Genomic DNA, 22,643 nt, shown 5'->3' on the forward strand with positions numbered 1-22,643 from the left:
CGGGCCCTCACCATGCCCACAGAGCAGAAACACCGGCCCGGCCAAGCAAAAACGGCCCGCCAGCCAAGCTGACGAGCCGTCATGCAAGATCGAGGTTAGAGGGGAGTCGTCGAAGCCGACTACCGAGATGTGCTTCGGGACGGAAAGGCCCCGTTGGCGGACGGCTCGGACCGCGCCGAGGGCCATCATGTCGCTGCCACACACGATCGCCGAGCAACCTTGGTCTATCAGCGCATCGGCTGCCGCGTGACCGCCTTCCACGCTGAACAGCGTGTGACGAACCAGGCCTTGGGCCTCGTCGTCACTCATGCCGAGTGAGTTCCGCAGAGCAGAAACGAACCCCTCGACCTTTCGCTGTGCCGGTGTGTACCGGCGCTGACCCACGGCCAGACCGATCCGCTCGTGACCCAGTTCCACTAGGTGCTGCACCGCCATTCGCATCGCGGAGCGGTCGTCCACCGAGAGACATGGGACGTTCGTGCGACCGCTGGCGCCGTTGATCAGCACATGAGGTATCCGAGGTGACGTCATATTGATGTGGCGATCAGAAGGAAGTGAGGTGTCAGCGTGCCGGCCTGAGATGGAGACGATGCCGACGACACCTCGTCCCACCAGCATGTCGACCAAGTCGCCTTCGGTGGTGCCGCCTGGCGTCTGGGTGCACAGGACCGGGGTGTACCCCTGACGAATGAGTGCCTGTTCGACTAACTGCGCCAGTGCCGGAAATATCGGGTCATTCAGCTCCGGGGTAATCAAACCGATGAGACCAGCGCTCCGCGACCTCGACGGGGCAGTGGCTTCCAGCCCGAGCAAATCGAGAGTAGCGAGCACTGTCTGCCGCATGGCGGCAGAGACTCCTGCCTTGCCATTGAGTACACGGCTGACGGTGGCTTCGCTGACCCCCGCCTGCGCCGCGATGTCTGAGAGTCGCGCCGTAGTCACGACTTCAGAGCTTATCGCACTCATGTCAGATATTTGAGCAGGGACTGTTGAGCCTCCTCCTCGTTGGATGGGTGCGATCGTCGTTGGGCATGGTCCTAGGTTGACGCCGGCCGGGAGGTGGTGCGGCTGCGGGTCGTGGCAGCGCAGAGCGTCGTCGTCCAGACGATGTTCTGCTTGATGCCGGATCAGGTAGCTGCTGAGACTGCGGAGTTAGCGGGCCATCCCAGAATGGATACGGGTGTGGCTCGTTGTATCACGCGGTGTCAAAGCCCCGGCTACCGCGGCAGAAGACCCTTCCTGGCCGCTGCAAGGCGTTGCCGGTCAGTGCGGCCCGGCTTTGGCCCCGGTCACTGGGCGCAGCGCGCCAGCGGTCAGCACCAGGCTCGTGGCCAGCACGGTGACCAGCCCGAACGAGACGCTGAGCGAGGTGGCCTGGGCGATCGCGCCGACGATCGCGGGCGCGACCAGCCCGGAGGTGTAGGTGACCGTGGCCACCCCGGCGATCGCCTGGCTCGGGTTCGGCCCGCGGTGCCCCGCGGCGGCGAAGGCCAGCGGCACCACCACGGCTATTCCGGAGCCGAGCAGCGCGAAGCCGGCCAGCGCCACCGGCGCGCTGCCCGCCGCCACCACCAGTAGTCCGCCGCCCCCGGCCAGCGCGCCGCCGAGCCGCACGGTCCGGACCGGGCCGAGCCGGCGGACCACGGCATCCCCGGCCAGCCGGCTGGCGGCCATGGTGAGCGCGAAGGCGGTCACCGCGCCGGCCGCCGTCCCGGCCGGGGCGTGCGCGACGTCCCGCAGGTAGACGCCGGACCAGTCGGTTCCGGCGCCCTCGGCGAAGACCGCGCAGAAGCCGACCAGCCCGATCGCCAGCGCCGAGCGCGGCGGCAGCGCGAACCGCGGCGGTGCCTGCGCGCTCCGCTCCGGCCGTTCGTCGAGCAGCCCGCCGCAGGCCAGCTGGCCGGCCGCCAGCAGCACGGCCGCAGCCGGCGCCAGATGGGCCTCGACGGCCAGGTGCTGACGGGCCGCCAGTGCGCCGAGCGCGGCGGCGACCAGCCCGCCGCAGCTCCACATCCCGTGCAGTCCCGACATCACGGACCGGCCGAGGTGCTGCTCGACCAGTACGCCCTCGGCGTTCATCGCCACGTCCGCCATGCCCGAGGTGGCGCCGAAGACCAGCAGCGCCAGGCAGAGCCAGGGCAGTCCGGGGGCGAGCGCGGGCAGCGCCAGGGCCAGGCACCACAGGCCGAGCAGCAGCCGGATGGCGGCCCGGGCGCCCAGCCGGTGGGCGATCCGGCCGGCCAGTGGCATCGCCAGCGAGGCGCCGACCGCGGGCATCACCAGCGCCAGCCCGAGTTGCCCCGGGTCCAGGCGCGCCTGCTCCTGGAGAGCCGGGATCCGGGCGGCGAAGCTGCCGTTGACCGCGCCGTGGGTGGCGAAGACCAGCGCGACGCTGATCCGGGCCCGGCGGAGCGCGGGCGGCACGGGTGGTGCGGGCTCGCGTACGAGCCTTCCGGGGTCGGGCATCGCGCCTAAAATTATATGATCGGAGCCCCGGGCCGCTATGGCTCCGACACCCTCCGCCACGGCCACCTCCCCACGATCGGCCAGGCGTGCCATGGCCGAAAAGCAAAGCCGATGGTGCCCGCAGCGCAACACACAGTGAAGGCCGTGATCGTATCGTCCGGCATTCAACTGATCAATAGGCATGTCACGCTATCGGTGGCTCGGGCAACACAGCAGGGGGTAGCCGGGCCCGGGCGGTCCGTCTGTGGCCGCGCCGACGGATGTGCTTTCGTTCGGACGCGGGCTACTCGGGAGCCGCTGCGTTGGCGTAGCACAGCTGATGTACGAGCGGGTCATCCGGGAAGCGCAGACCCCGACGACCTGCACACCCACCTGGACCAGGCAACTCTGCCAGCCGTGATCGGCGATCCGCCACCACTGTGGCCAGCGGTGCGGCAGAGTTGGGGGGATGAGTAGGTACTCCGCGGCCAAGCCGTACGCACTGCCGGTCTCGATCGGCCTGCTGGCGGGGCCGACGATCGGAACGGTCATGCTGCCGCGGCACATCGACTGGGGACCGCACTACACCTACGACTTCGCGGATCACGCCGACCTCGTACTGATGTACGGGCGCGTGATCCGCGAGGCACAGACCCACGACGACCTGCACACCTACCTGGACCGGACCACGCTGCTGACGATCTGGCCCGACCTGTACCTGCCCCGGGAGGCCCGCGAAGCCTGGCAGGCGCGCTTTCCCGAGCTCGGGTCGAGGGCGGCTGCCGCATAGTGGACGACCTGCACCGGCGCCTGATCCAGCTCTCCTCACGTCGGCCATGAGGTACTTCCATCAGCCGGGCGACAGCCCCACAGCTGCCGTCCGCCGGGCCGGCATCGGGTTTCCCGAGCTGGCCGGGCCCGCCGTGGCCAGCGCGGCATAGCCCGCACAGCCGCCACGAGCGCTCGCAGGCGTAGGATCCGCCGCTCATGGGGATCGCGGTCAGAAGAGCGCGTCCTGGTGGGGAGCGGTGAGGGCGGCGACCGTGGGGTTGAACAGTCCCAGGAGCATGAACGTTCTCGGGTGGGCGGCGATGTTGCCGACGAAGAAGTGGGTGGCCCGCTCGGGTGTGATCATCTGGGTCCACCAGCGGTCGCGAAGCACGTCCGTGAGCCGGTGGGTGGGGTAGCGGCGGCGGAAGTTGCGCCAGGACTGGCCGGCTTCCCAATCCTGCAGGCCCATGTCGTGGCCTCGGCAGGAGCCGTCGTCGCAGTGGAAGCGGTAGCGGAATTCGTAGGGCACCCATTCGAGGGGCCGGTGGTCGGGGTGCAGGAGGTCGGTCTGGTTGACGATGCCGTGCTGTTCGGTGGTCCAGGGGCGTGCGTCGGCCAGTCGGAAGGACTCGATGCGGGCGGGCCGGAAGAGGCCGAGCGAGTTCCCTTCTGTCTCCTGACGGCGTTTGATCGCGCACAGGGACGGTGCGATCAACGGTCTGACAATGTCAAGGCGATCGGCCCAGCCGCCGCGGCTGCTGATGGTGCCGACGACTCGCAGGGTGTCCAGGTTGGGGCGCAGGCTCTCCGGGCGCCGGTCAGTATGGTGGCGCCGGACGTTGACCTCGACGATCGTGTACTTGGCGAACTGCTTGTCCTCGTCGAGCAGTCGGTGCGGGACCGGGAACAGGCGCACGTGCCGGACCGGGTCCGTGTCCAGGCGGATGCCGGCCACACAGCACGTTTCCAGGTACTTGTGCGAGACCTCGGGATAGGTCTTCACCGTGATCAGGATGCGCGCTCGTTCCCAGCCCGAAATCGGCATGCCAGCCCCCTGGTTCGACTCCTGTCACCATTGGGAGGCCACGGTGCCGCAAGCGCAAGAGTGCCTGCCCGGCCAGTAGTTGATGCCGATCAGGCCAGGGCGGAGACGGGCAGTGCGGTGCGCCGGTGCAGTTCGGCGAGAACCGCCTGGCGGTGGCAGCGGCGCTCGTCCTGCTCGAAGCACAGCACCGCCACCGACCGCTCGGCGGCCAGCGCGGCGAGTTCGTCCAACTCCCGCCGGGCCGGCTCCGCCGCCATCACGCCGGCGAATGCGGCCAAGCCCTCGCCGACGCGGCCGTCCCAGAACGGCGCCCGGTTGTCCTTCGGATTTCCCAGTGAACGCAGGTGCAGATAGGCGATATCGGCATCAGCCAGCGCCGCGCTCAGCCGGGACTTGCTGAACCCCGGCTTGCGACTGATCGGAGTGAGCCGAACATCCGCCACCGCATCCACGCCCGCCTCGACCAGCGCGGCGACGAACGAGTCGATCGTCCGGCCCTCGTACCCGGTGGACCACAGACCAGACACCGGAGCCGCGGCCGCCACCAGCGCATCGACCGTCACCTCCAGCGCGTCCGCCAACGCCACCACTGTAAAGAGCCCGGGCTGCGCAGCGGGGCCGGTCTCCAGGCGAGTCACTGTCCGAAGCGGCACACCGGCTGAGGCGGCCAGTTGGGACCGGCTCCAGCCGCGCGCCTCACGCAGGGCCTGCAGCTGCTGGCCGAGGCGGCGGGCGCGCGCGTGTTCGGGGGTATCGGCGCGGGAACGACCGGACATGGACTCAAGCCTAACGGACAGTCAGCCGACGCTTGCCTCCGTGTCCCCTGAACGGGTGCCGGCAGATGCCCAGCTCGGCCCACGTTGCTCTACCAGTACGGGTCTACGCGGCGAAGCGAGCGGATGCGTCGACGACAGCCGAGGCATCCTCACGGTCGGCATCAGCCTGGTCGAGTGCTTTGGCGAGGGCGTTGACGGCTTGGTCGGCGGAGTCTTTGAAGAGGTGGCCGTAGAGGTTGATGGTGGTGGCGAGGGTGGCGTGGCGCAGGGTCTTGGAGACGATGGCCAGGGGGATGCCCATGGCGATCATGATGCTGGCGGCGGTGTGTCTGAGGTCGTGAAGGCCGATGCGGGGCAGGTCGATCTCGGCGGTGCGCTTGCGGAGTTGGTTGAGGACCCATTGGGGTCGCAGGGGCGAGCCGTCGCCGTGGGAGAACACGAGTCCTTCGAGTCGGCCGTCGGGGTGGGCTGCCATTTGGATGGCGGCTTGGCGATGGAGGACGGTCATGACTCTGGGGGAGAGGCTGATCCAGGCGCGGCTGGCCGGTGTCTTGGGCTGGCCGAGGTGGAGCTTGCCGTTGTTGACTGCGGCGAGGTTCCAGCGGACGAAGAGCTGGTGGTCCATGAGGTGGACGTCGGACCAGTGCAGGGCGAGGACTTCGCCGCGGCGCATGCCGGTGCCGAGCATGACCTCGAACAAGTCGGTGAGCTGATCGGCGTACTGCTCCGCGCTGTGGCGCAGGAAGGTTGCGGCCTGCTCGGGTGTCCAGCAGGTGCGCTCCTCGGCGCGGGGCCTTGGAGGGACGGAGTGCTTGGCGGGGTTGTAGCGCAGACGCCAGGATCGGACGGCGGCGTTGAGCGCGTTGCGCAGAGTGGAGGCGGCCCGGTAGACGGTGACGTGGCCGCGCCCGGCTGCGAGTTGGGCGGTGATCCAGTCGTTGATGTGCTTGGCGCGCAGGTCGAGGAGCCTGCGGTGGCCGAAGGCGGGGATGAGGTCGCGTTCGACGCAGGCCTTGTAGCCGGCGTCGGTGTTCGGGGCGAGGGTCGGCTTCTTGATGGTGAGCCACTCGCGCAGGTAGCTGGCGACGGTGGTGCGGCGGTTCTCGTAGACGCCGCGCAGCTCGCCGTCCAGGACGGCGGCCATCTCGCGGGCGGCCTCGGCGTGGCTGGCGAAGCCACCCCGACGGCGGACGCGGCGCCGGCCGTCCTCGCGAGCGAGGTCGACGGCGTAGGTCCACGTGCCGTGCTTCACGTCCTCCAGCAGGCGCATGCACCAGGGGCCGAGCTGCTTCTTGTGCTCGTCGCGGCAGCCGCATCGACGGTAGACCCTGCCGCGCTTCGTACGCTGTCCCATGGGCTCCTCCTTCTCGGATTGGTGGTTCCGAGTTCAGGTTCGCCGGGCGGTCGGGCGTGTCGGCAGAGCGTGCGGGGCGGGGCGTGAGGCACGGCGGGACTGATCGGGCAGGACACGCCCAAGACGACACACCGCCTTGAAGATCACGATCCGTAGCCGATGGGTAAGCGACCATGATCTGCCCACACCGACCTGTCCGGCGGGCTGGCGTGCGCCGTGGTCATCGGGGCTGCCAGGCGCCTGTGAAGGCCATGTCTGAGTAGATGTCAGATTCCCGTCACTGGCCGTAATCGGTGACGGATGGCGGCCCAGGGGACCATTTGGGGACCACACGCGATGAGCGCTCATGGGTCATAACGGGCGCCTGTGTACGCAATGAACGCTGATGCCTCGTCACCTCGCTGCGTGAGCGGATGGCCAAGGTGTGGGTCGATTTGCATCAACTCTACTGTCTCCCAAGTTTGTTGACGCGCAAAGAAGCCACTGACCGCCCTCGCCCTGGACCCCACCGGACGCGGCAGGCAACGCTGGAGCAACCGCTGGAAGAGCGCGATGAACGCCTTCGACACCGCCTTCGACGGCCGCCTTACCGCCGCGCGGGTGTAGGCCGATCAGCCCACCTCCAACCTGTACGCCAATCGGATGAAGTACACCCAATTCGTGATAGACCCTGTTAGTGTCGCGCTCGTTGGCCGGTTTACGGGGGCTTCGAGCTGATCTGTCAGGAAGCAACCGCCTTTCACCATTGCGTCGGCCGACGCGGCCACGGTTTCGCACAGAGCAGGAGATCTCAGGATGCTGGCGGAGGACATTGCGGCTCTTGCGGCGGCCGGTGGCACAGCGGTAGTGACAGCTGCGGGCACAGATGCCTGGAAAGGGATCCGCTCCAAGGTCGCAGCCTGGTTCGGCCACGGCAATGCCGCCCGCGAGCACATTGAACTGGAGCGGCTCGACAGCACAGCCGATGCCCTGACTGGCGGTGAAAGCGAAGTCGAGCAGGTCCGTCAGCAAGCCGCATGGGAGGCCCGGTTCGCGCAGGCCCTGGAATGCTTGGAGAGCGCGGAGCGGGACGAAGCCGTGGACAGGCTGCGGCAGCTTCTCGCCGACCCGGTCTTGCGCCAGCAACCCGGCCAAGGCGCGGTGACAGGCAACACCTTCCACGGCCCGGCTGCCATCCAGACCGGACCCAACTCCCGTCAGGAGAACCACTTCGGGCAGACGCGGTGAGCGGCCCACCCTCCGACCAGGGCGGGGCGACGACGGGAAGCACCTTCCACGGCCCGACGGGCATCCAGAACGGCTCCCACTCCCGCCAGTACAACACCTACCTGATGGCCGCGCCCCAGCCAGTGAGCTGGCCGGTACGCGTGGGAGAAGTGCCCGTGCTGGCTTCCGCATTCCAACCCCGCCACGGGCTACATCAACCATCAGGCCCCGGGCAGGAACCGGCCGCGCCGACCCAGGTGCTCACCGGGGGCGGCGGGGTCGGGAAGTCCCAACTGGCGGCCGCGCAGGCACACGCAGCGCTGCAGTCCGGCATCGAGCTGGTGGTCTGGGCCGACGCCGCCGAAACAGGCCAGGTCGTCTCCCAATACGCGCTCGCCGCGCGCCGCCTCCAGATCCTCGGAGCACAAGGGCAAGACGCCGAAGCCGACGCGCGCGCCTTCCTGGACTGGTTGGCCACAACATCACGCTCATGGCTGATCGTTCTGGACGACCTCACCGACCTCGAAGAGCTCTCCCGCTGGTGGCCACCACGCTCTCGGCTCGCGAACGGGCGAGCCCTGGCCACCACCCGACTGCGAGACGCGCGGCTGTCGGGGGCCGGACGAACCGTCGTCGAGGTCGGCACCTACACCGCCAACGAAGCCTCGGCCTATCTGCACGACCGATTCACCGGCGCCGGCACGCCCCACCTGCTGGACGCCCAAGCCGAGGCCATGGTGCGCGAGCTGGGCCACCTGCCGCTGGCCCTGGGGCACGCTGCCTCGTACATGATCAACGAGGACGTGCCCTGCACTTCCTACCTCCAGCGGTTCACCGACCGCCGCGCACGCCTCGACGCGGTGCTGCCCCGCGAAGCCGACAGCGAAGGCTACGGTCGGCAGATCACCGCCGCCCTACTGCTGACCCTCGACGCCGCCCAGCAGTGCGAGCCGGTCGGCCTGGCCGCCGCAGCCATCCGCCTCGCCGCCCATCTCGACCCGGCCGGCCACCCCCGCGAGCTGTGGGCTGCCTCCACTACAGCGGCTTACCTGACCGCGCATCGCACCCCGCCCGCACCCACCGTCGCGACCCCGGACCCGGTCAGCACCGACGAAGCAGAGGCAGTGCTGCGCGTACTGCACCGCTACGGGCTCCTCACCTGCGGCGGGCGAGACGATCCACGTGCGGTCCGGGTACATGCCCTGACCGCTCGAGCCACCCGCGAAACCATCCTGCCCGGCGATCTGCCGGCCACCGCCTGGGCTGCCGCCGATGCCCTGGCCGGCGTCTGGCCCCCGAGTGATCATGAACACCCCGACCTGGCGGCCGCGTTGCGGAGCAACGCCGATGCACTGGCGTCCTGCGCGGGCGATCTGCTCTGGCAACCCGAGAGCCACCCGATTCTCAGGCGGGCCGGCCACAGCCTGGCGACTGCGGGCTTTCATGCCGCGGCGGTCACCCACTGGCAGCGGTTTGTGGCCTCCAGCGAGCGACTTCTGGGCGCGGAGCACACCAAAACCATCCACGCCCGGTGCCTCTTGGCCTTCGCCTACTGCTGGGCGGGCCGCATCGAAGAAGCAACCGCACTCGGTCAGCAGACCCGGGCCGACTGTCAGCGACTGTTCGGAACGCGGCACCCCCTGACCATCACCGCGAGTTCCGCCGTCGCCTTGACCTACTGGCGAGCCGGACGTGTCCTCGAAGCAGTCGCCCTCGGGGAAGAGATAGTGGCCAGCTCCGGGCACCTGCTGGGCCGCCACCACCCGTACACACTCGTCGCCCGCGCTGCCGTGGCCCTGGCCTACCGGTGGGCAGGACGGATCGGGGAGGCCGTCGCCCTCGGGGAACAGGTCGTGGCCGACTCCGAGCAGTTCCTGGGCGAAAGGCACCTCGACACCGTCATCGCCCGCGCTGCACTCGCCTTCTCCTACCGGTGGGCAGGCCGCGCCAGCGACGCAATCGCCCTCGAGGAACGGGTGGTAGCCGACTGCGAGTCTCTTCTGGGAGCCCGCCATCCCACGACCCTGAGGTCCCGTACGAACCTGGCAGCCGCCTACCGGGAAGCCGACCGGATCGACGAAGCCGTCTCCCTGGGCAAGCAAGTGGTGGCCGACTCCGAGCGATATCTGGGCGACCTGCATCCCGAGACCTGGCGCGCGCGGTCCGACCTCGCAGCCTCCTACCTGAAGGCCGAACAGACGGCAGAGGCCGTTGCCCTGCTGGAGCAAGTCGCCAGCGACGCGCAGCATCTCCTAGGCGATGATCACGTCGACACCTGGCACGCTCGGGCCGCTCTGGCCGCCGCGTACCGAGCAGCCGGAAGCATCAAGGAAGCCCTGACCCTCGGAGAAAGGGTCGCCGCGGACTCCGGAAGCCTCCTCGGCGACTACCACCCCGACACCTGGCGTGCCCGCTCCTCCCTGGCGGCTTCCTATCTGAAGGCTGGACGCCACGCCGACGCCATCAACGGCCTGAAACAGGTCGGGATTCGCTCCGAGCAGCTCCTTGGAGACCTTCACCCGTACACCCTGCGCTCCCGGGCCGCTCTGGCCCTTGCCCTGCAAGAGGTAGGACAAGCCGAGGAGGCCAGCAAGCTCGAGGAGCAAGTCCTCGCCGCCATGGCGCAGACCCACGGTGACCGTCACGCTTCAACACTGCGCGCCTGCTACGACCTGCTCGCCCCGTACGGCGAAGCAGGCAGGGCAGGAGAAGGAATGACTCTGCTTGAACGCTTCACCGCCGACTCCGAACGCCTGCTCAGCGACTACGCACGCACACGCGAGGGGCACGATGTGGTGAGCCATTCGCGCAGGTAGCCGGCGACGGTGGTGCGGCGGTTCTCGTAGACGCCGCGCAGCTCGCCGTCCAGGACGGCGGCCATCTCGCGGGCGGCTTCGGCGTGGCTGGCGAAGCCGCCCCTGCGGCGGGTACGGCGTTGGCCGTCCTCGCGGGCGAGGTCGACGGCGTAGGTCCACGTTCCGTGCTTCGTGTCCTCCAGCAGGCGCATGCACCAGGGGCCGAGCTGCTTCTTGTTCTCGTCCTGGCAGCCGCATCGACGGTAGACCCTGCCGCGCTTCGTACGCTGTCCCATGGGTGGTTCCTCCTAGGAGCGGGTGGTTACTGGTCCAAGGTTCGTCTGGTGGTCGGGTGTGTCGGCAGAGCGTGTGGGGCGGGGCGTGAGGCACGCGGGGGCAGGTCGGGCAGGACACGCTCAAGACGACACACCGCCCTGAAGATCACGATCTGTAGCCGATGGGTAAGCGACCGTGATCTGCCCGCACTGGCCGGCTCGGCGAGCCGGTGTGTGCCGCGGTGACCGGGGCTGCCAGGCGCTCGTGAAGGCTCCTGCTGAATGGGTGTCAGATTCCTGTTACTGGCAGTAGTCGGCGACGGTTGGCAGTCCTGGGGACCATTTGGGGACCACACGCGATGAGCGCTCATGAGCGCCCGTGGGTCATGACGGGCGCTTGTGCACGAAGTGAACGCTGTCGGCTCGTCACCTCGCTGCGACGGCGGTGGTCCGAAGTGTGTGCCGATGTGCACCAACGCTGCTGTATCCCAGGCATGTTGACACAAAAAGAAGCCGAAGCCTCAAGGCTCCGGCTGTCGACAATAGTTGAACCCCTTGGCTGGGGGTCAAGGGGTCGCAGGTTCAAATCCTGTCGTCCCGACCAGCGTTTTCGCAGGTCGGAGGCCGTTTCCATCGTGAGGTGGGAGCGGCCTCGACTCGTTTTCCGGGCCTTGTGAGTGCATTGTGAGGGCGGGATTTCGTCTGAGCTGATCACGTCAGGGGCGCGGTGTCTCAACTTGCCTTCCGTAGCTGGGTTCTGCTGACGACCCTCTGGTTGCGGACTCTGGCGGCGTGATCCCCGGGTGTGCGCGGGCCTGGAAGCTCGATGGGGCCGGGTGAGGTGAGAACGCGGTCGATGGTGTCGACGGCGTCGCGGGCGGCCTGGGTGGTCAGATGGCCGTAGATGTTCGCGGTGGTGGACAGGGTGGCGTGCCGCAGGGTCTTGGAGACGACGGTGAGGGGGACGCCTGCGGTGATGGAGATGGTGGCCGCGAGGTGGCGAAGGTCGTGGACGGTGGTGCGGGGGACGCCGAACTCGCGGCAGAGGCCGTGGAAGTGGTTGAGAACGTAGGCGGGGTGGAGGGGACGTCCGTCGGGGTGGTGGAAGACGAGGCCGCCACGGTCCGCACGGGATTGTGAGGGGCTCTTGTTCTCGGCGCGGTGGCGCAGGGCGACGGCGACGCGTGGGGAGAGTGCGACCCAGTCCTTGCTGGAGCGGGTCTTCGGTGAGGTGATGATCAGGCGGTTGTTGTCGATGGCGGAGAGCGTGTAGCGGATGTAGAGGACGCGTTCGGGCAGGTGGACGTCGTTCCAGTGCAGGGCGAGGGCTTCGCCTTTGCGGATGCCGGTGCCGATGAGGACTTCGATGAGGTCGGCGAAGGCCGGGTCGGTGGCGCGGCAGTAGTGCAGGAAGCGGATGGCGTCCTGGACGGTCCAGATCTGCCGTTCTGCTGCCGCGGGCTTCGGGATGACGGTGGGACGGGCGGGGTTGTAGGGGAGCCGGCGGTGGCGGACGGCGTCGCCCAGGGCGCTGGAGAGCGTGGCGAGGCAGCGGTGGACGGTGACTTTGCCGCGTCCGGCGTTGAGTTGGGTGTGGGTGAAGGCGGCGATGTGGGAGTGGCCGAGGTCGTCGAGCCTGATCGTGCCGAGGGCGGGGATGAGGTCGTTGGTGACGTAATCGCGGTAGCGGACGTAGGTGGTGGGCTTGAGGGTGAGTTGCTTGTCCTTGAGCCAGGTCGTGAGGTAGTCGGCAAGGGTCTGGTTGGGGTCGGCGCTGAAGCCGGCGGCCTGGCCTTCGATCATCCGGCGTAGTCCTGCTCGGGCTGCTTCGGCGGTGGGGTAGCCGCCGCGGCGGATGTTGTTGCGCCGATGGTCGGGGGAGGGCAGGTTGAGGGAGAAGGTCCAGGTGCCGTGATCGGGTTTGGTTGCGAGCTCGGGGCAGTGGGCTCCGAGCTGTTTGCCACCCTGGTTGCGGCAGCCGCACCGGCGGTAGACGTGACCGGTGTGGGCTGCGGAGCGCATGGTGATCACTTCCAACGTGGGTCGTGCGAACAGTCATGTTCATGGTCCCCTGGCGGGCGTCAGCAGGCGGTGAACCCCAGCCCTCACGCCGTACCCACAAGCGGGTGGAAGGGGTCTCTGACCTGGGACGATCCCTTGTTGTGGCGACAAGTGCGCCCACTTGGGATGCTGCTGGAGATCATCGATCACTTCATCGGAGTGAGCTCCCAGCGGGTTGGAGGGTGGCTTGGAGTTGGACGTGGGGATGGCCGGGGGTCTGTGGCGGCACGGGTGCTGGGCCTCGCCTGGGGCCCGCCGCGCTCGCAACGCTGGGGAATACCAGGGGCCTGACCGGGCTCGCGACCCTAGCTGATCGGTCCGCACGCCGAGGCGACCGGAGAGGTGGGGCCGTCACCGATGAGGAACTCCACGCCCAGCCGGATCCAGTCCTCGACTTCGATGGTCGGAGCGCCGTTCGCGGCGTGGCGGAAGGCTGTGTCCAGTGAACGGCTCTGTTTCGTAGCCAGTGGTGACGCTGCGTTTTCAGATTGGGAGGAGGATGCGGTGGCGGAGGAGGTCGAATCCGGCGCGTCCATGCATCTGGCGCATGATCTTCTTGGTGCGGGTGTTGACGCCCTCAGTTCGGCCGTTGCGGAACGGGAGGGTGAGGCCGGCGTCGACGGCGCCGCGGTCGAGTTCGAGGCCGTTGCAGAAGCTCTGCAGGTGGGGCAGTGCGGCGGTGCGGACCCGGAGGATCCAGTCGGTGAGTTTGGCGTCGTTGCCCTCGGCCGGGGTCAGCGGCTGCTGGGAACTCGGCGGTGAGGGTTGCGAGTTCGGTCGTGTCCGGGCAGGCATTGGCCAGTTCCCGCAGGGTGGTGCCTTGTCGCGCAGGTGGTCGGGGTGGGTGAGCAGGAGCCGGGCGAAGTGCTGCGGGGCGGTGACCGGGCGGGCGCCTTCGGCGCGGCCCTGGTTGAGGTAGCGGTAGAGCAGGTTGAGGCTGTCGGTGTAGCCCTGTTCCTTGTTCTCCCGTTCGAGGGCGGGCACGCCTGGTTCGGAAGCGCGGCGGGTGCGCAGGTGCTCGCGGTAGGGGTGGACCAGGGTGGGCCAGTACTGCGGTGCGATGCGTTCGGCAGTGGGTTCGGGGATGCGGGCGTAGCGTTTGGAGGTGATCAGGGCCAGGCCGAGGCGGCGGGAGCAGTTCAGCAGTGCGGGTGCCGATTAATCATCCGCGCAGTTCAGGCCGCGTGTTGGTAACTCGTGCAGGGTTTCGCCGAGTCGGTCTCGTCGGTGGACATCCAGTTGCAGCAGCGGGTGGAGGGGAGCGGCCTGCTGGAGCGCTCGGTGTGGCCGGTGCTCATTATGTGGCTCTCGAACTCGCGGAGCGTGTGGAGGAGGTGGCTGTGGTTCCAGATGAAGGTGCGGTCGAGCAGTTCACGCCAACCAGTCTGTATCCACCGTTCCATAAGAGCTCGTAACGAGATCTTGCAGATCGTCGCTGGTGGGGCGTGACCGATGTGACGATTCGTCCGTTCGTGATGGCGTGAGCAACAAGCCGTGGATCGTGGACGACGAGCTGTGGGCCCGGATCGAGCCGCTGCTGCCGGCCTGGCCGGAGCGGTCGCCGGGCCCTCGCCCGGTGGACGACCGACTGTGCCTGCAGGGCATCCTGTTCGTGCTGTACACCGGCATCACCTGGCAGCAACTGCCCCTGGAGCTGGGCTTCGGCTCCGGGCAGACCTGCTGGCGCAGGCTCGGCCGCTGGCAGGAGGCCGGGGTGTCCGAGGCCCTGCACCGCATACTCCTGGCCGAGCTGAACGCGGCCGGACTGATCGACTGGACGCGCGCCTGCGTGGACGCCTCCCACGTGCGCGCGAAAAAGGGGGTGACGCGACCGGCCCGTCGCCGGTCGACCGCCGCAAGGCCGGCAGCAAACACCACCTGATCAGCGACGGCGGCGGCATCCCGTTCCACGTGATCACCACCGCCGCCAAGGTCAACGACGTCACCCAGACCCTCGCCCTGGTCGACGGCATCCCGCCGGTCGCCGGCCGGGTCGGACACCCCCGCAAGCGCCCCGACGCCCTGCTCGGCGACAAGGGCTACGACAGCAACCCCAACCGCCGCGAGCTGCGAAAACGCCGCATCCTGCCGGTCATCGCCCGCAAGGGCGCGCGGGACATCATCGGGCTCGGCAAACTCCGCTACGTCGTCGAGCAGACCTTCGCCCAGCTCCACCAGTTCAAACGCCTGGCCGTCCGCTGGGAACGACGCCTCGACCTCCACAACGCCTTCGTCTCACTCGCCTGCGCGCTCATCTGCTGGCGACGACTCAACACCCAAGGCCAGTGATCGTGTTACGAGTTCTAAGGGAGTTCATCCGGGGTATCCGGATGCCGGTGGTGACGACCTTGAGTCCGGCATCGATCATCAGGGCGTCGAAGGCGGCCGTGAACTTGGAGTCGCGGTCGCGGATCAGAAGCCTGGCCTTGCTGCCCGCGTCCTGGAGGTCCATAAGGAGATTGCGCCCGAGCTGGGTGATCCAGTCTGCGGTCGGATGTGCGGTGGCGCCCAGGATCCGGATGCGCCTCGTCGAATGCTCGATGACGGCGAAGACGTACAGGCGTACCCCGGTGAGCGTGCGGGTCTCGAAGAGGTCGCAGGCAAGCAGGGCGTCGGCCCGGGTAGTGCCCTGGCGTTCGGACGCGGGTGGGACGCCGTGCTCGCGGAGGATCTCCCACATGGTGGAGGTGGCGACCTCGATGCCGAGCGCTGCGAGTTCGCCGTGGATCCTGCGGTAACCCCACGAACTGTCCTCACGGGCAAGGCACAGGACCAGGGCGCGGATCGAGCGGACGGTGGGCGGGCGCCCACGGCGCTTCGGTGTGCAGGTGGCGGCGTGGCGATGGCGGAGCAGCTCGCGATGCTATCTCAGGATGGTGTCGGGGCGGACCAGGAGCAGGAGTTGCCGCAGCTTGTCCATCGGGAGGTGGTGGAGCAGGCCGGCGAGGACGGCGCAGTCGGTGTCGGTGAAGGCGGGCTTGCCGACCTTCCGCTGCAGGATCAGGAGTTGATGCCGCAATGCCGGGACCTCAATATCTTTCTCTCTGTCGCTCATTGGCAGCAGGCGCAGGAGCGCGAAGGAGTTGGTCGCGCCGAGGTGGGCCAGGCGCAGCAGCACGACCGAACATGATGCCGCTGCCGCCCGTGCAAGTGAAGACCCCGAGCATGGGGCCGGTAGGGCCGGAGACTGGCGATCAAGGCTGAGACGTGGGCTCGGCACCCGCAGTGTCGGCAGAGCGTGCGGTGCGGGGGCGTGGAGCACGGCAAGATCGAGTGGCCGGGACACGCTCCTGGTGACAAGCCGCGAGGGTGATCTCGGTGTGCGGTTGGTGGGTAGGCCAGCTTGATCCTCCGTTTCAGACGATCGGTGGCCGGCCGGTGAGACCCCAGATGTCGACCACCGGCTTGTCTGTGGTGAGGTCGCGGTACTCCGGGTGCGGAGTGGCGATGATGATGAGATCGGCGTCCCGAAGTACCTGGTCCAGGCCGACGAAGCGATCGTCGTCGACGTACGAGTCCGAACACAACGTGGCCGCGGCCCGGGACGCGAGGACCTTACTCAGCGTGTATGACAAGCTGCCGCGCGGATCGTCACTGCCAGCCTTGAACGACATGCCGAGGATGCCGACAGTCATCGAGGATAGGTCAAAGCGGTTCTCCAGCTGGCGGACCAGGTAGAGCGGCAGTTTCTCATTCACCAGCATGGCCGCGTGGCCGAGGATGAACTCGCTGGAGCTGAAGGCAGCCAACTGGACGGTGTCCTTCAACAGACACGGCCCGGCCGCGAACCCGGCACCCGGTAGGTCGGCGGCGCGCGGGTAGTCGATGGTGATAGCCTGCCTGATCCGCCCGAAATCGAGCCCGGCATCGTTGGCGATCATCCAGAACTGGTTGGCTGTCGCGAACTTCACGTATCGCCACGCGTTGGTGAACAGCTTCGCCAGCTCAGCCTCCTCCGGTTCGAGCTGGACCACCTGGTTGGTGAGGTTGAGAAACAGCCTCTCCGCCCGGGCCCGAGTGTGCTCATCGCGGGCAGCCACGATCTGGGGCAGCGAGAACAGTTCGACCATCGCCCGGCCTTCGGCGATGCGCTCCGGACAGTAAGCCACGCCCATCTTCAGCCCCTGGGCTTCCAGGTCTCGCTCGAGCAGCCGGGTGGCGCCTGCGTACACGGTGCTGCGTAACACGAGCAACTGACCATCGGTGAAGCTGGCCGCGTACTGGTCGATGACCCTCGATAACACCGAGATGTCTGGATTAAGGTGATCGTCCAACGGCGTCTCGACAACCAGGATGATGGCCTCCGCCTCCCGAACCGCCGTCGAGTCAGTGGTGGCCATCAGTCGGCCGTTGGCAACGGCGTCGTACAGCGACTGCCTTGCGTCGTCCTCGTGGAACGGCATGCGACCAGCGTTGACTGACGCCACCTTCGACTCGTTGAGGTCAACCAGGGTCACCGCGAGACCACGGGACGCGAAGGCGATCCCAAGGGGAAGGCCGACTCGGCCACAGCCGCCGATGACAGCGACATCCCGCGTGAATCCCAAAGAAGGCACGGCTTCTCCTCGACTATGTTGACGGCCAGCGGAGCACTCAGAATCCGTAGACCTGGGGATCATGACCGTTTGTCGTCCGGACGAATATTGGGTCGCCCTTTGCCGTAGCGGATTGACTCAGGCGAGGCTCGTGGAAATTTCATCCGTGTACCGCTTGCTCATGTTGCTGCTGCTACTCACGATCTGGGCTGCTTCCTCCGGGACTCGACCATCTCGCATCAGGCTGTCTAGTTCAACGGGGAACTTCACCTTCTGCCCGACCCCTCACCGGGGTCGATCGAGGGTGTCCACCACCTTGGGGGAAGTCCCCCGGATCGCTCAGGCTTTGTGGCGATGAGGGTCGCCGTGCAGCGTGATGTCCCCGACCGTGCCGGTGTTGGTGATGTTCAAGCCGCCGGTGTTGGCCGAGAACGCCGCTCCGGTGCCGACCGCCGCTCCGCCCCGCGACGGTGCGTCCGGCAGCACTGCCTGGAGCTGCGCGACTAGGGCCCGCATCTCCCCGATCGCGTCCGGCCGTTCCTCCAGCAGGTCGGCGAACCGGGTGCGCCAGGCGAGCAGCAGTGCTTCCCGCACCTGATCCTGGCGGTCCTCGTCGGCCTGTTCCAGCTGCGCCGCGGTCTCGTCGATCCGGGTGACCACGATGCGTTCCCGCTCGGCCTCACCCCGCCCAAGCAGCCGCATGAATCCGGCCCGGGCTCCCTGCCATGCGTCGGTCGCAACGGCGTTGACCAGCGCCAGCGCGCCGGTCGATGCCAGTTCGGTGATCAGTTCGCCGGACATGAATGCCCCCACTCGACAGATTTCGACCATCATACAACTACCCTGCGCTGACGTGGGGTTGACGGTCTGTCGGCGCCAGTCCATAGTCATGGCCGCAGTCACGGCATGGGGTGGCGCTCTCGCCTCCTCCGGCCCGGTAAGTCGAGCGTTTCTTCAAGGCGCGGCAGGGGTACCGTGGCGACATGGGGGTGTCAGTGAACGGAAACCTCACCGGTCTCTGGCTGGGAGACGACAAGGCGATCTATTACCTCCGCCATCATCGGGGGAAACTGTGGTGGATCGGCCTGAGCGCGGACTCGCCGCTCGGCGTCGATGAGTTCCATCCCGGAGTGAGATTCGCCAATGTGTTCTGCGGCCGCGTGGTAGGCGACATCGTCGTCGGCGAATGGGCCGACACTCCGCGTGGCGGCATGCCACAGAACGGCGTCATCAACCTGGTGATCGCGTCGGACTCGGAACTGCGGGCCGTGAGCGAAGTCGGCGGATTCGGCGGAAAGTCGTGGTGCCGTGCCGAGATGCCGACGCGGATCAGTGTGACGGAGCGCGTCGCCGAATTCGATCGCACCGACGCGAAGCGCGGCCGAGTGTATGCGGAGACTGCGGTCGTTCACGGAGTGGTCATCGCGGAACCGTCCTTGCTCGACGGTGACATCGTGCTGTCCGTCCGGCCGGACCGTGCGCTGTCCCACCTGCCCGAGGTGCCGGCCCTACCCGTCGATCAGCCGTTGCGGTGCCGGATCCCGGGTCTCACCGGTTCGGGCTTCCTGCCGGGCTGGCGGCAACGGGACGGGAACAGCGTGCTTTTCAGCAATGGACAGCCGGTCAACGGCGATGTCGTCGTGATGCCCGACGGATCCGTCCGGATTCTCGGCCGGAGGATCACGCCGGGCACGGAAGTCCGGATCTCTGGATTTCTCTCGGCGCAGCGAGGGGAATCCGAACCCAGTGTTGAGGCTCAGGCCGCTGACGAGGCCGTGCTGCTCGGCCCGGTGTATTCGATCGATATCATCGAACCAATTTCCAGGGGAACTCTCACTGGTACGTGGGCGGGGGATGACCACGGCACGTATTATCTCCGCCAAGTCGGCAATACCCTGTGGTGGATGGGGCTGAGCCACGATCAGGGACGATCGTTCAGCAATGTGTTCTGCGGCGCCGTCGTGCGAAACGGTGACGGGGTCGAAGTGGTCGGAGATCTGGTCGACATGCCGCTGGGCGCACGCCAGGACGCCTCTCGACTCACCTTGGTTTCATCGGAGAACACGACGCTGACGGCGCCGGGCGGATCTGCGACGTGCTGGAAGAAGCTGTCGGACAACTCGAAGTAGTACCGGTCGCATAGACGCCGTCCGAATCAAGCCCCGGTGAACTGTCCCATGTCGGTGGAATTCCCATGGGCATCGCCTGGGCCTGCGTGTGCACGGAACATGGTCCGCGCCACATTCCGCGGGCTTCGGGGAATTCACCGGAAGGCTGTAGCTGAGAATGGCAAATGTCCTTGTCACCGGCGCTGCCGGCTTCATCGGCGGCTACCTCGTCCAACAGCTCCTCACCGACGGTCACGACGTGGTCGGGCTCGACGACCACTCCAAGTACGGCCCGGTCAGCCACTCCTACGACCACCACCCCCGGTACCGCCTGGTCGTGGGCGACGCGTCCGACGCCGCCGTGGTCGAGGAGTTGCTGGACGGCCGCGACCACCTGATCGCCGGCGCGGCCCGGATCGGCGGCATCTCCTACTTCCACGCCTATCCCTACGACCTCCTCGCCGCCAACGAACGGATTATCGCGAGCACCTGCGACGCGGCGATCCGCGCCCACCGGTCCGGCCAGCTGCGCAAGGTCACCTACATCTCGTCGTCCATGGTCTTCGAGTCCACGGACCACTGGCCGTCGCGCGAGGGGGACCAGCTGACGGTCCCCCCGCCGGGCTCCTCCTACGGGTTCCAGAAGCTGGCCACCGAGTACTTCGCGCGGGCCGCCTGGGATCAGTACGGCCTGCCCTACACCATCGTTCGGCCGTTCAACTGCGTCGGCGTGGGCGAGTTCCGCGCGCTCGCCCAGGCCACGAGCTTGTCCGGCAACACCAAGCTGGCCATGTCCCACGTCGTGCCGGATCTCGTGCAGAAGATCGTCAAGGGCCAGAGCCCGCTGCACATCCTGGGCGACGGCAGACAGGTCCGGCACTACACCTACGGCGGCGACCTGGCCCGCGGAATCGTCACGGCGATGGAGCACGAATCGGCGACGAACGAGGACTTCAACCTCTCGACCGCCGAGTCGACGACGGTCCTCCAACTCGCCGAACTCATCTGGTCGAAGCTGAGGCCCGGCGTACCGCTCGAGGTCGTGCACGACCCGGCCTTCGAACACGATGTCCGCATGCGGGTGCCCGAGGTGTCGAAGGCGCGCGACCTGCTCGGCTTCACGGCCGGGGTGGGCCTCGACCAGATGCTCGACGAGGTCATCCCGTGGGTGGTCGAAGCGGTCGAGACCGGCCGGTTGTAGGGAGGGGGCCGTATGAGTGCCGAAGCGTCCACCCCCACCGGCGACGTCAGCCAGCACAACCTGGGCGGGATCAACGTCGCCAACACCGGAGTCATCCAGACGGTCGTCGTGCACGCGGGCGTCCAGCCGTTCGACGCACCGCTGTGGATGGCGCCACCGCCGTCGGGGCCCGTCGTCCCGAGGCCCGCACTCGAGGCGGCGCTCCGCGGCGCCCTGCTGTCCGAGGACGGTAGTCCAGTCGCTGTCACCACGGCCCTGGAAGGCGCCGGCGGCTTCGGCAAGACCACACTCGTCGCTCACCTGTGCCTCACCGACCAGAGTGTTCGCGAGCGATTCACCGGCGGTCTGCTGTGGGTGACTCTTGGTCAGAAGGCGGCCGGCACCGACCTGGCCGCCAAGGTCAACGGCGTATGCGGTCTGCTGTCCGGCCAGGAGTTCACCAGCCCCGACCCGCAGCAGGCCGGATTCCGGCTCGGCGCCCTGCTCGGTCAGCGACCTGACACTCTCCTGGTGATCGACGATGTGTGGCACCCGGCGCAACTCGCGCCCTTCCTCATCGGTGCCCCGCAGTGCCGACGGATCGTCACAACGCGTAGTGCCACTGTACTTCCGCGCTACGTCTCGTCGATACTGGTCGATGCGATGGAGAACGACGAAGCCGTCCAGACGTTGACACAGGGTCTACCCGGTCTGCCGCGGCCGACGGTCGACCGGCTGATGGAACTGACGGGACGATGGCCCGTACTGCTCTCGCTGGTGAACGCCGCGTTGGCGGAGTCTGTGCGGCAGGGAGCCACCGTCGCGCAGGCGGGTGCCTGGGTGCTCGACCGGCTGGTCTCCGAAGGGCCCGCGGCGCTCGACGTCGGTGACGCGTCGAGCCGGGACCAGGCCGTGGAAGCGACCCTCCAGGCCAGTCTGGACCTCATGGACCCGCAGGGGCGGGAGCGTTACTTCGAGCTGGCGATCTTTCCCGAGGACATTGCCGTTCCCGGCTATGTGCTCGCCGCGCTGTGGTCCGGGACCGGTGGACTGGGCGGGGCGGAGGCCGATCGGCTCAGGTCACGACTGACCTCGCTGCGCCTGGCGTCAGGAACCTGGGAGGACGGCCCGGCACTGAGGCTGCACGACGTGCTGCGCGGCTATCTCCGTCACCGGCACGGGGCCGCCTGGCTGGCCGAGCGGAACCGGACCCTGATCGACGCCCTCAGAGCGATGGCGCCGCCGTCTCCCGGCGCGCCAGAGGACGAAGGAACCGCGTGGTGGCGCTTGCCGAACGAGGCGGGCTACCTGTGGCGGAACCTCGCGTACCACCTGGCGGAGGCGGACGCCCTGACGGAACTGACCGACCTGGTCTGCGATCCGCGCTGGCTGCTGGCCCGGATCGAACGGGACGGTCCGGTCGCGGTCGGCGGCGATCTGGCCCTGTCCAGTGCGCCGGCCGCGGCGGAACTGTACCGTGTCGTCGGGCAGCAGGCTCCCCTGCTGGGCCGGCTCCAGCCGGGACTGGCGGACACCCTCCTGTCCCGCATCCCCGTGACCGATCGCACGGAGCGGTTCCACGGTCGAGCGGCCCGTCTGCTGGAGGGGCCGCGGCTGACGCCCTTCTGGCCGCTCCCCGACCTGCCGGACCCCGATCTGGACCGGACGCTGGAGGGCCACACCGGTGCGGTGCGCGCAAGTGCCGCCTCGCCTGACGGCCGCTGGCTGGCCACCGCGGGGTTCGACCGCTCCATCCGGATCTGGAACGTCACGACGGGCTCGCCACGCCAGGTGCTCGACGGTCACACCGGCTGGATCTGGCAATGTGCCTGGACACCGGACGGCGGGTCGCTCGTTTCCGCGGGCGATGACGGTTCGGTGCGGGTGTGGGATGTGCGGTCGGGGAGTTGTCGGGTGGTGTTGTCCGGGCATGAGGGTGCGGTGATGGGCTGCGCGGTCGCGCCGGACGGCACCTGGCTGGCGTCGGCTGGTGTGGACGGTTCGGTGCGGGTGTGGGATGTGCGGTCGGGGAGTTGTCGGGTGGTGTTGTCCGGGCATGAGGGTGCGGTGATGGGCTGCGCGGTCGCGCCGG

At 68.0% G+C, this 22,643-nt stretch carries 16 protein-coding genes and 3 pseudogenes; 7 read left to right on the top strand and 12 right to left on the bottom strand.

All coding sequences use genetic code 11. From position 1 onward, the window contains the following. Together ACZ38L_RS32150 and ACZ38L_RS32155 are read right to left on the bottom strand one after the other, a co-directional pair. A partial coding sequence (locus ACZ38L_RS32150) for a LacI family DNA-binding transcriptional regulator (protein ID WP_465699995.1) occupies positions 1-966 on the bottom strand: 966 nt, incomplete at its 3' end. A 297-nt stretch (positions 967-1,263) separates the two neighbouring features. After that, on the bottom strand, positions 1,264-2,466 hold the full coding sequence (locus ACZ38L_RS32155) for an MFS transporter (RefSeq protein ID WP_465699997.1): 1,203 nt from the start codon (positions 2,464-2,466) through the stop codon (positions 1,264-1,266). A gap of 448 nt (positions 2,467-2,914) precedes the next feature. Here ACZ38L_RS32155 and ACZ38L_RS32160 point away from each other — a divergent pair, with 448 nt between their 5' ends. Further along, positions 2,915-3,235, top strand: a complete 321-nt coding sequence (locus tag ACZ38L_RS32160) for a hypothetical protein (protein WP_465700000.1) — start codon at positions 2,915-2,917, stop codon at positions 3,233-3,235. A 210-nt stretch (positions 3,236-3,445) separates the two neighbouring features. Here the strand turns inward: ACZ38L_RS32160 and ACZ38L_RS32165 are convergent, their stop codons facing one another. From ACZ38L_RS32165 to ACZ38L_RS32175, 3 genes are all read right to left on the bottom strand, one after another. Beyond that, positions 3,446-4,261 carry a hypothetical protein gene (locus ACZ38L_RS32165; protein ID WP_465700004.1) on the bottom strand — a complete coding sequence of 272 codons (816 nt, stop codon included), beginning with the start codon at positions 4,259-4,261 and terminating at the stop codon, positions 3,446-3,448. 89 nt (positions 4,262-4,350) lie between these two features. Further along, a complete protein-coding gene (locus ACZ38L_RS32170; RefSeq protein WP_465700007.1) occupies positions 4,351-5,037 on the bottom strand; it encodes a DUF488 family protein, N3 subclade in 687 nt (228 codons plus the stop codon). A gap of 103 nt (positions 5,038-5,140) precedes the next feature. Continuing rightward, positions 5,141-6,391, bottom strand: coding sequence for a tyrosine-type recombinase/integrase (locus ACZ38L_RS32175; RefSeq protein WP_465700011.1), 1,251 nt, complete (start codon positions 6,389-6,391; stop codon positions 5,141-5,143). 795 nt (positions 6,392-7,186) lie between these two features. Here ACZ38L_RS32175 and ACZ38L_RS32180 point away from each other — a divergent pair. Continuing rightward, complete coding sequence (locus ACZ38L_RS32180; protein ID WP_465700015.1) at positions 7,187-7,618, top strand: hypothetical protein; 432 nt, start codon at positions 7,187-7,189, stop codon at positions 7,616-7,618. Beyond that, complete coding sequence (locus ACZ38L_RS32185) at positions 7,615-10,413, top strand: tetratricopeptide repeat protein (protein WP_465700017.1); 2,799 nt, start codon at positions 7,615-7,617, stop codon at positions 10,411-10,413. Before ACZ38L_RS32180 ends, ACZ38L_RS32185 begins: the two co-directional genes overlap by 4 nt. On the opposite strand, the gene ACZ38L_RS32190 is transcribed toward ACZ38L_RS32185, so the two are convergent. The 4 genes and pseudogenes from ACZ38L_RS32190 to ACZ38L_RS32205 form a co-directional block, all read right to left on the bottom strand. Next, positions 10,362-10,688: an Arm DNA-binding domain-containing protein gene (locus ACZ38L_RS32190; RefSeq protein WP_465700019.1), complete on the bottom strand. Its 327-nt coding sequence runs from the start codon at positions 10,686-10,688 to the stop codon at positions 10,362-10,364. The genes ACZ38L_RS32185 and ACZ38L_RS32190 overlap by 52 nt on opposite strands. A 711-nt stretch (positions 10,689-11,399) precedes the next feature. Continuing rightward, positions 11,400-12,689, bottom strand: coding sequence for a tyrosine-type recombinase/integrase (locus ACZ38L_RS32195; RefSeq protein WP_465700021.1), 1,290 nt, complete (start codon positions 12,687-12,689; stop codon positions 11,400-11,402). A 522-nt stretch (positions 12,690-13,211) separates the two neighbouring features. Continuing rightward, a pseudogene (locus tag ACZ38L_RS32200) lies at positions 13,212-13,874 on the bottom strand (transposase); the annotation flags it as partial. Between the two features lie 29 nt (positions 13,875-13,903). Beyond that, positions 13,904-14,143, bottom strand: a pseudogene (locus ACZ38L_RS32205) (integrase); the annotation flags it as partial. Positions 14,144-14,208: 65 nt separating this feature from the next. On the opposite strand from ACZ38L_RS32205, the gene ACZ38L_RS32210 reads away from it, so the two are divergent. Beyond that, positions 14,209-15,017, top strand: a protein-coding gene (locus ACZ38L_RS32210) for an IS5 family transposase (protein WP_465700024.1) whose coding sequence is annotated in 2 segments (ribosomal slippage) — positions 14,209-14,542 and positions 14,542-15,017 — 810 coding nt in all. Because the reading frame shifts where the segments join, the coding sequence is not laid out codon by codon here. A 7-nt stretch (positions 15,018-15,024) separates the two neighbouring features. Here ACZ38L_RS32210 and ACZ38L_RS32215 read toward each other — a convergent pair. The 3 genes and pseudogenes from ACZ38L_RS32215 to ACZ38L_RS32225 form a co-directional block, all read right to left on the bottom strand. Continuing rightward, positions 15,025-15,846, bottom strand: a pseudogene (locus ACZ38L_RS32215) (integrase); the annotation flags it as partial. Between the two features lie 238 nt (positions 15,847-16,084). Continuing rightward, a complete protein-coding gene (locus ACZ38L_RS32220) occupies positions 16,085-17,284 on the bottom strand; it encodes a nucleotide sugar dehydrogenase (protein WP_465700026.1) in 1,200 nt (399 codons plus the stop codon). Between the two features lie 318 nt (positions 17,285-17,602). After that, the gene (locus tag ACZ38L_RS32225; RefSeq protein ID WP_465700028.1) at positions 17,603-18,097 is read right to left on the bottom strand and encodes a hypothetical protein; all 495 of its coding nucleotides are present in this window, start codon (positions 18,095-18,097) and stop codon (positions 17,603-17,605) included. Positions 18,098-18,246: 149 nt separating this feature from the next. On the opposite strand from ACZ38L_RS32225, the gene ACZ38L_RS32230 reads away from it, so the two are divergent. The 3 genes from ACZ38L_RS32230 to ACZ38L_RS32240 form a co-directional block, all read left to right on the top strand. Then, positions 18,247-19,392 carry a hypothetical protein gene (locus tag ACZ38L_RS32230; protein WP_465700030.1) on the top strand — a complete coding sequence of 382 codons (1,146 nt, stop codon included), beginning with the start codon at positions 18,247-18,249 and terminating at the stop codon, positions 19,390-19,392. Positions 19,393-19,549: 157 nt separating this feature from the next. Then, the gene (locus ACZ38L_RS32235; protein WP_465700032.1) at positions 19,550-20,572 is read left to right on the top strand and encodes an NAD-dependent epimerase/dehydratase family protein; all 1,023 of its coding nucleotides are present in this window, start codon (positions 19,550-19,552) and stop codon (positions 20,570-20,572) included. Positions 20,573-20,584: 12 nt separating this feature from the next. Beyond that, positions 20,585-22,643 (top strand): NB-ARC domain-containing protein (locus ACZ38L_RS32240; protein ID WP_465700034.1); only part of this gene is annotated, 2,059 nt, incomplete at its 3' end.

It is taken from the genome of Kitasatospora sp. NPDC024654, assembly GCF_055559155.1.

Bases quoted from the DNA above. Each gene is read 5' to 3' on its own strand.
- ACZ38L_RS32155 (WP_465699997.1), bottom strand. From the start codon at position 2,466: ATGCCCGACCCCGGAAGGCTCGTACGCGAGCCCGCACCACCCGTGCCG.
- ACZ38L_RS32160 (WP_465700000.1), top strand. From the start codon at position 2,915: ATGAGTAGGTACTCCGCGGCCAAGCCGTACGCACTGCCGGTCTCGATC.
- ACZ38L_RS32165 (WP_465700004.1), bottom strand. From the start codon at position 4,261: ATGCCGATTTCGGGCTGGGAACGAGCGCGCATCCTGATCACGGTGAAG.
- ACZ38L_RS32170 (WP_465700007.1), bottom strand. From the start codon at position 5,037: ATGTCCGGTCGTTCCCGCGCCGATACCCCCGAACACGCGCGCGCCCGC.
- ACZ38L_RS32175 (WP_465700011.1), bottom strand. From the start codon at position 6,391: ATGGGACAGCGTACGAAGCGCGGCAGGGTCTACCGTCGATGCGGCTGC.
- ACZ38L_RS32180 (WP_465700015.1), top strand. From the start codon at position 7,187: ATGCTGGCGGAGGACATTGCGGCTCTTGCGGCGGCCGGTGGCACAGCG.
- ACZ38L_RS32190 (WP_465700019.1), bottom strand. From the start codon at position 10,688: ATGGGACAGCGTACGAAGCGCGGCAGGGTCTACCGTCGATGCGGCTGC.
- ACZ38L_RS32195 (WP_465700021.1), bottom strand. From the start codon at position 12,689: ATGCGCTCCGCAGCCCACACCGGTCACGTCTACCGCCGGTGCGGCTGC.
- ACZ38L_RS32225 (WP_465700028.1), bottom strand. From the start codon at position 18,097: ATGATGGTCGAAATCTGTCGAGTGGGGGCATTCATGTCCGGCGAACTG.
- ACZ38L_RS32230 (WP_465700030.1), top strand. From the start codon at position 18,247: ATGGGGGTGTCAGTGAACGGAAACCTCACCGGTCTCTGGCTGGGAGAC.
- ACZ38L_RS32235 (WP_465700032.1), top strand. From the start codon at position 19,550: ATGGCAAATGTCCTTGTCACCGGCGCTGCCGGCTTCATCGGCGGCTAC.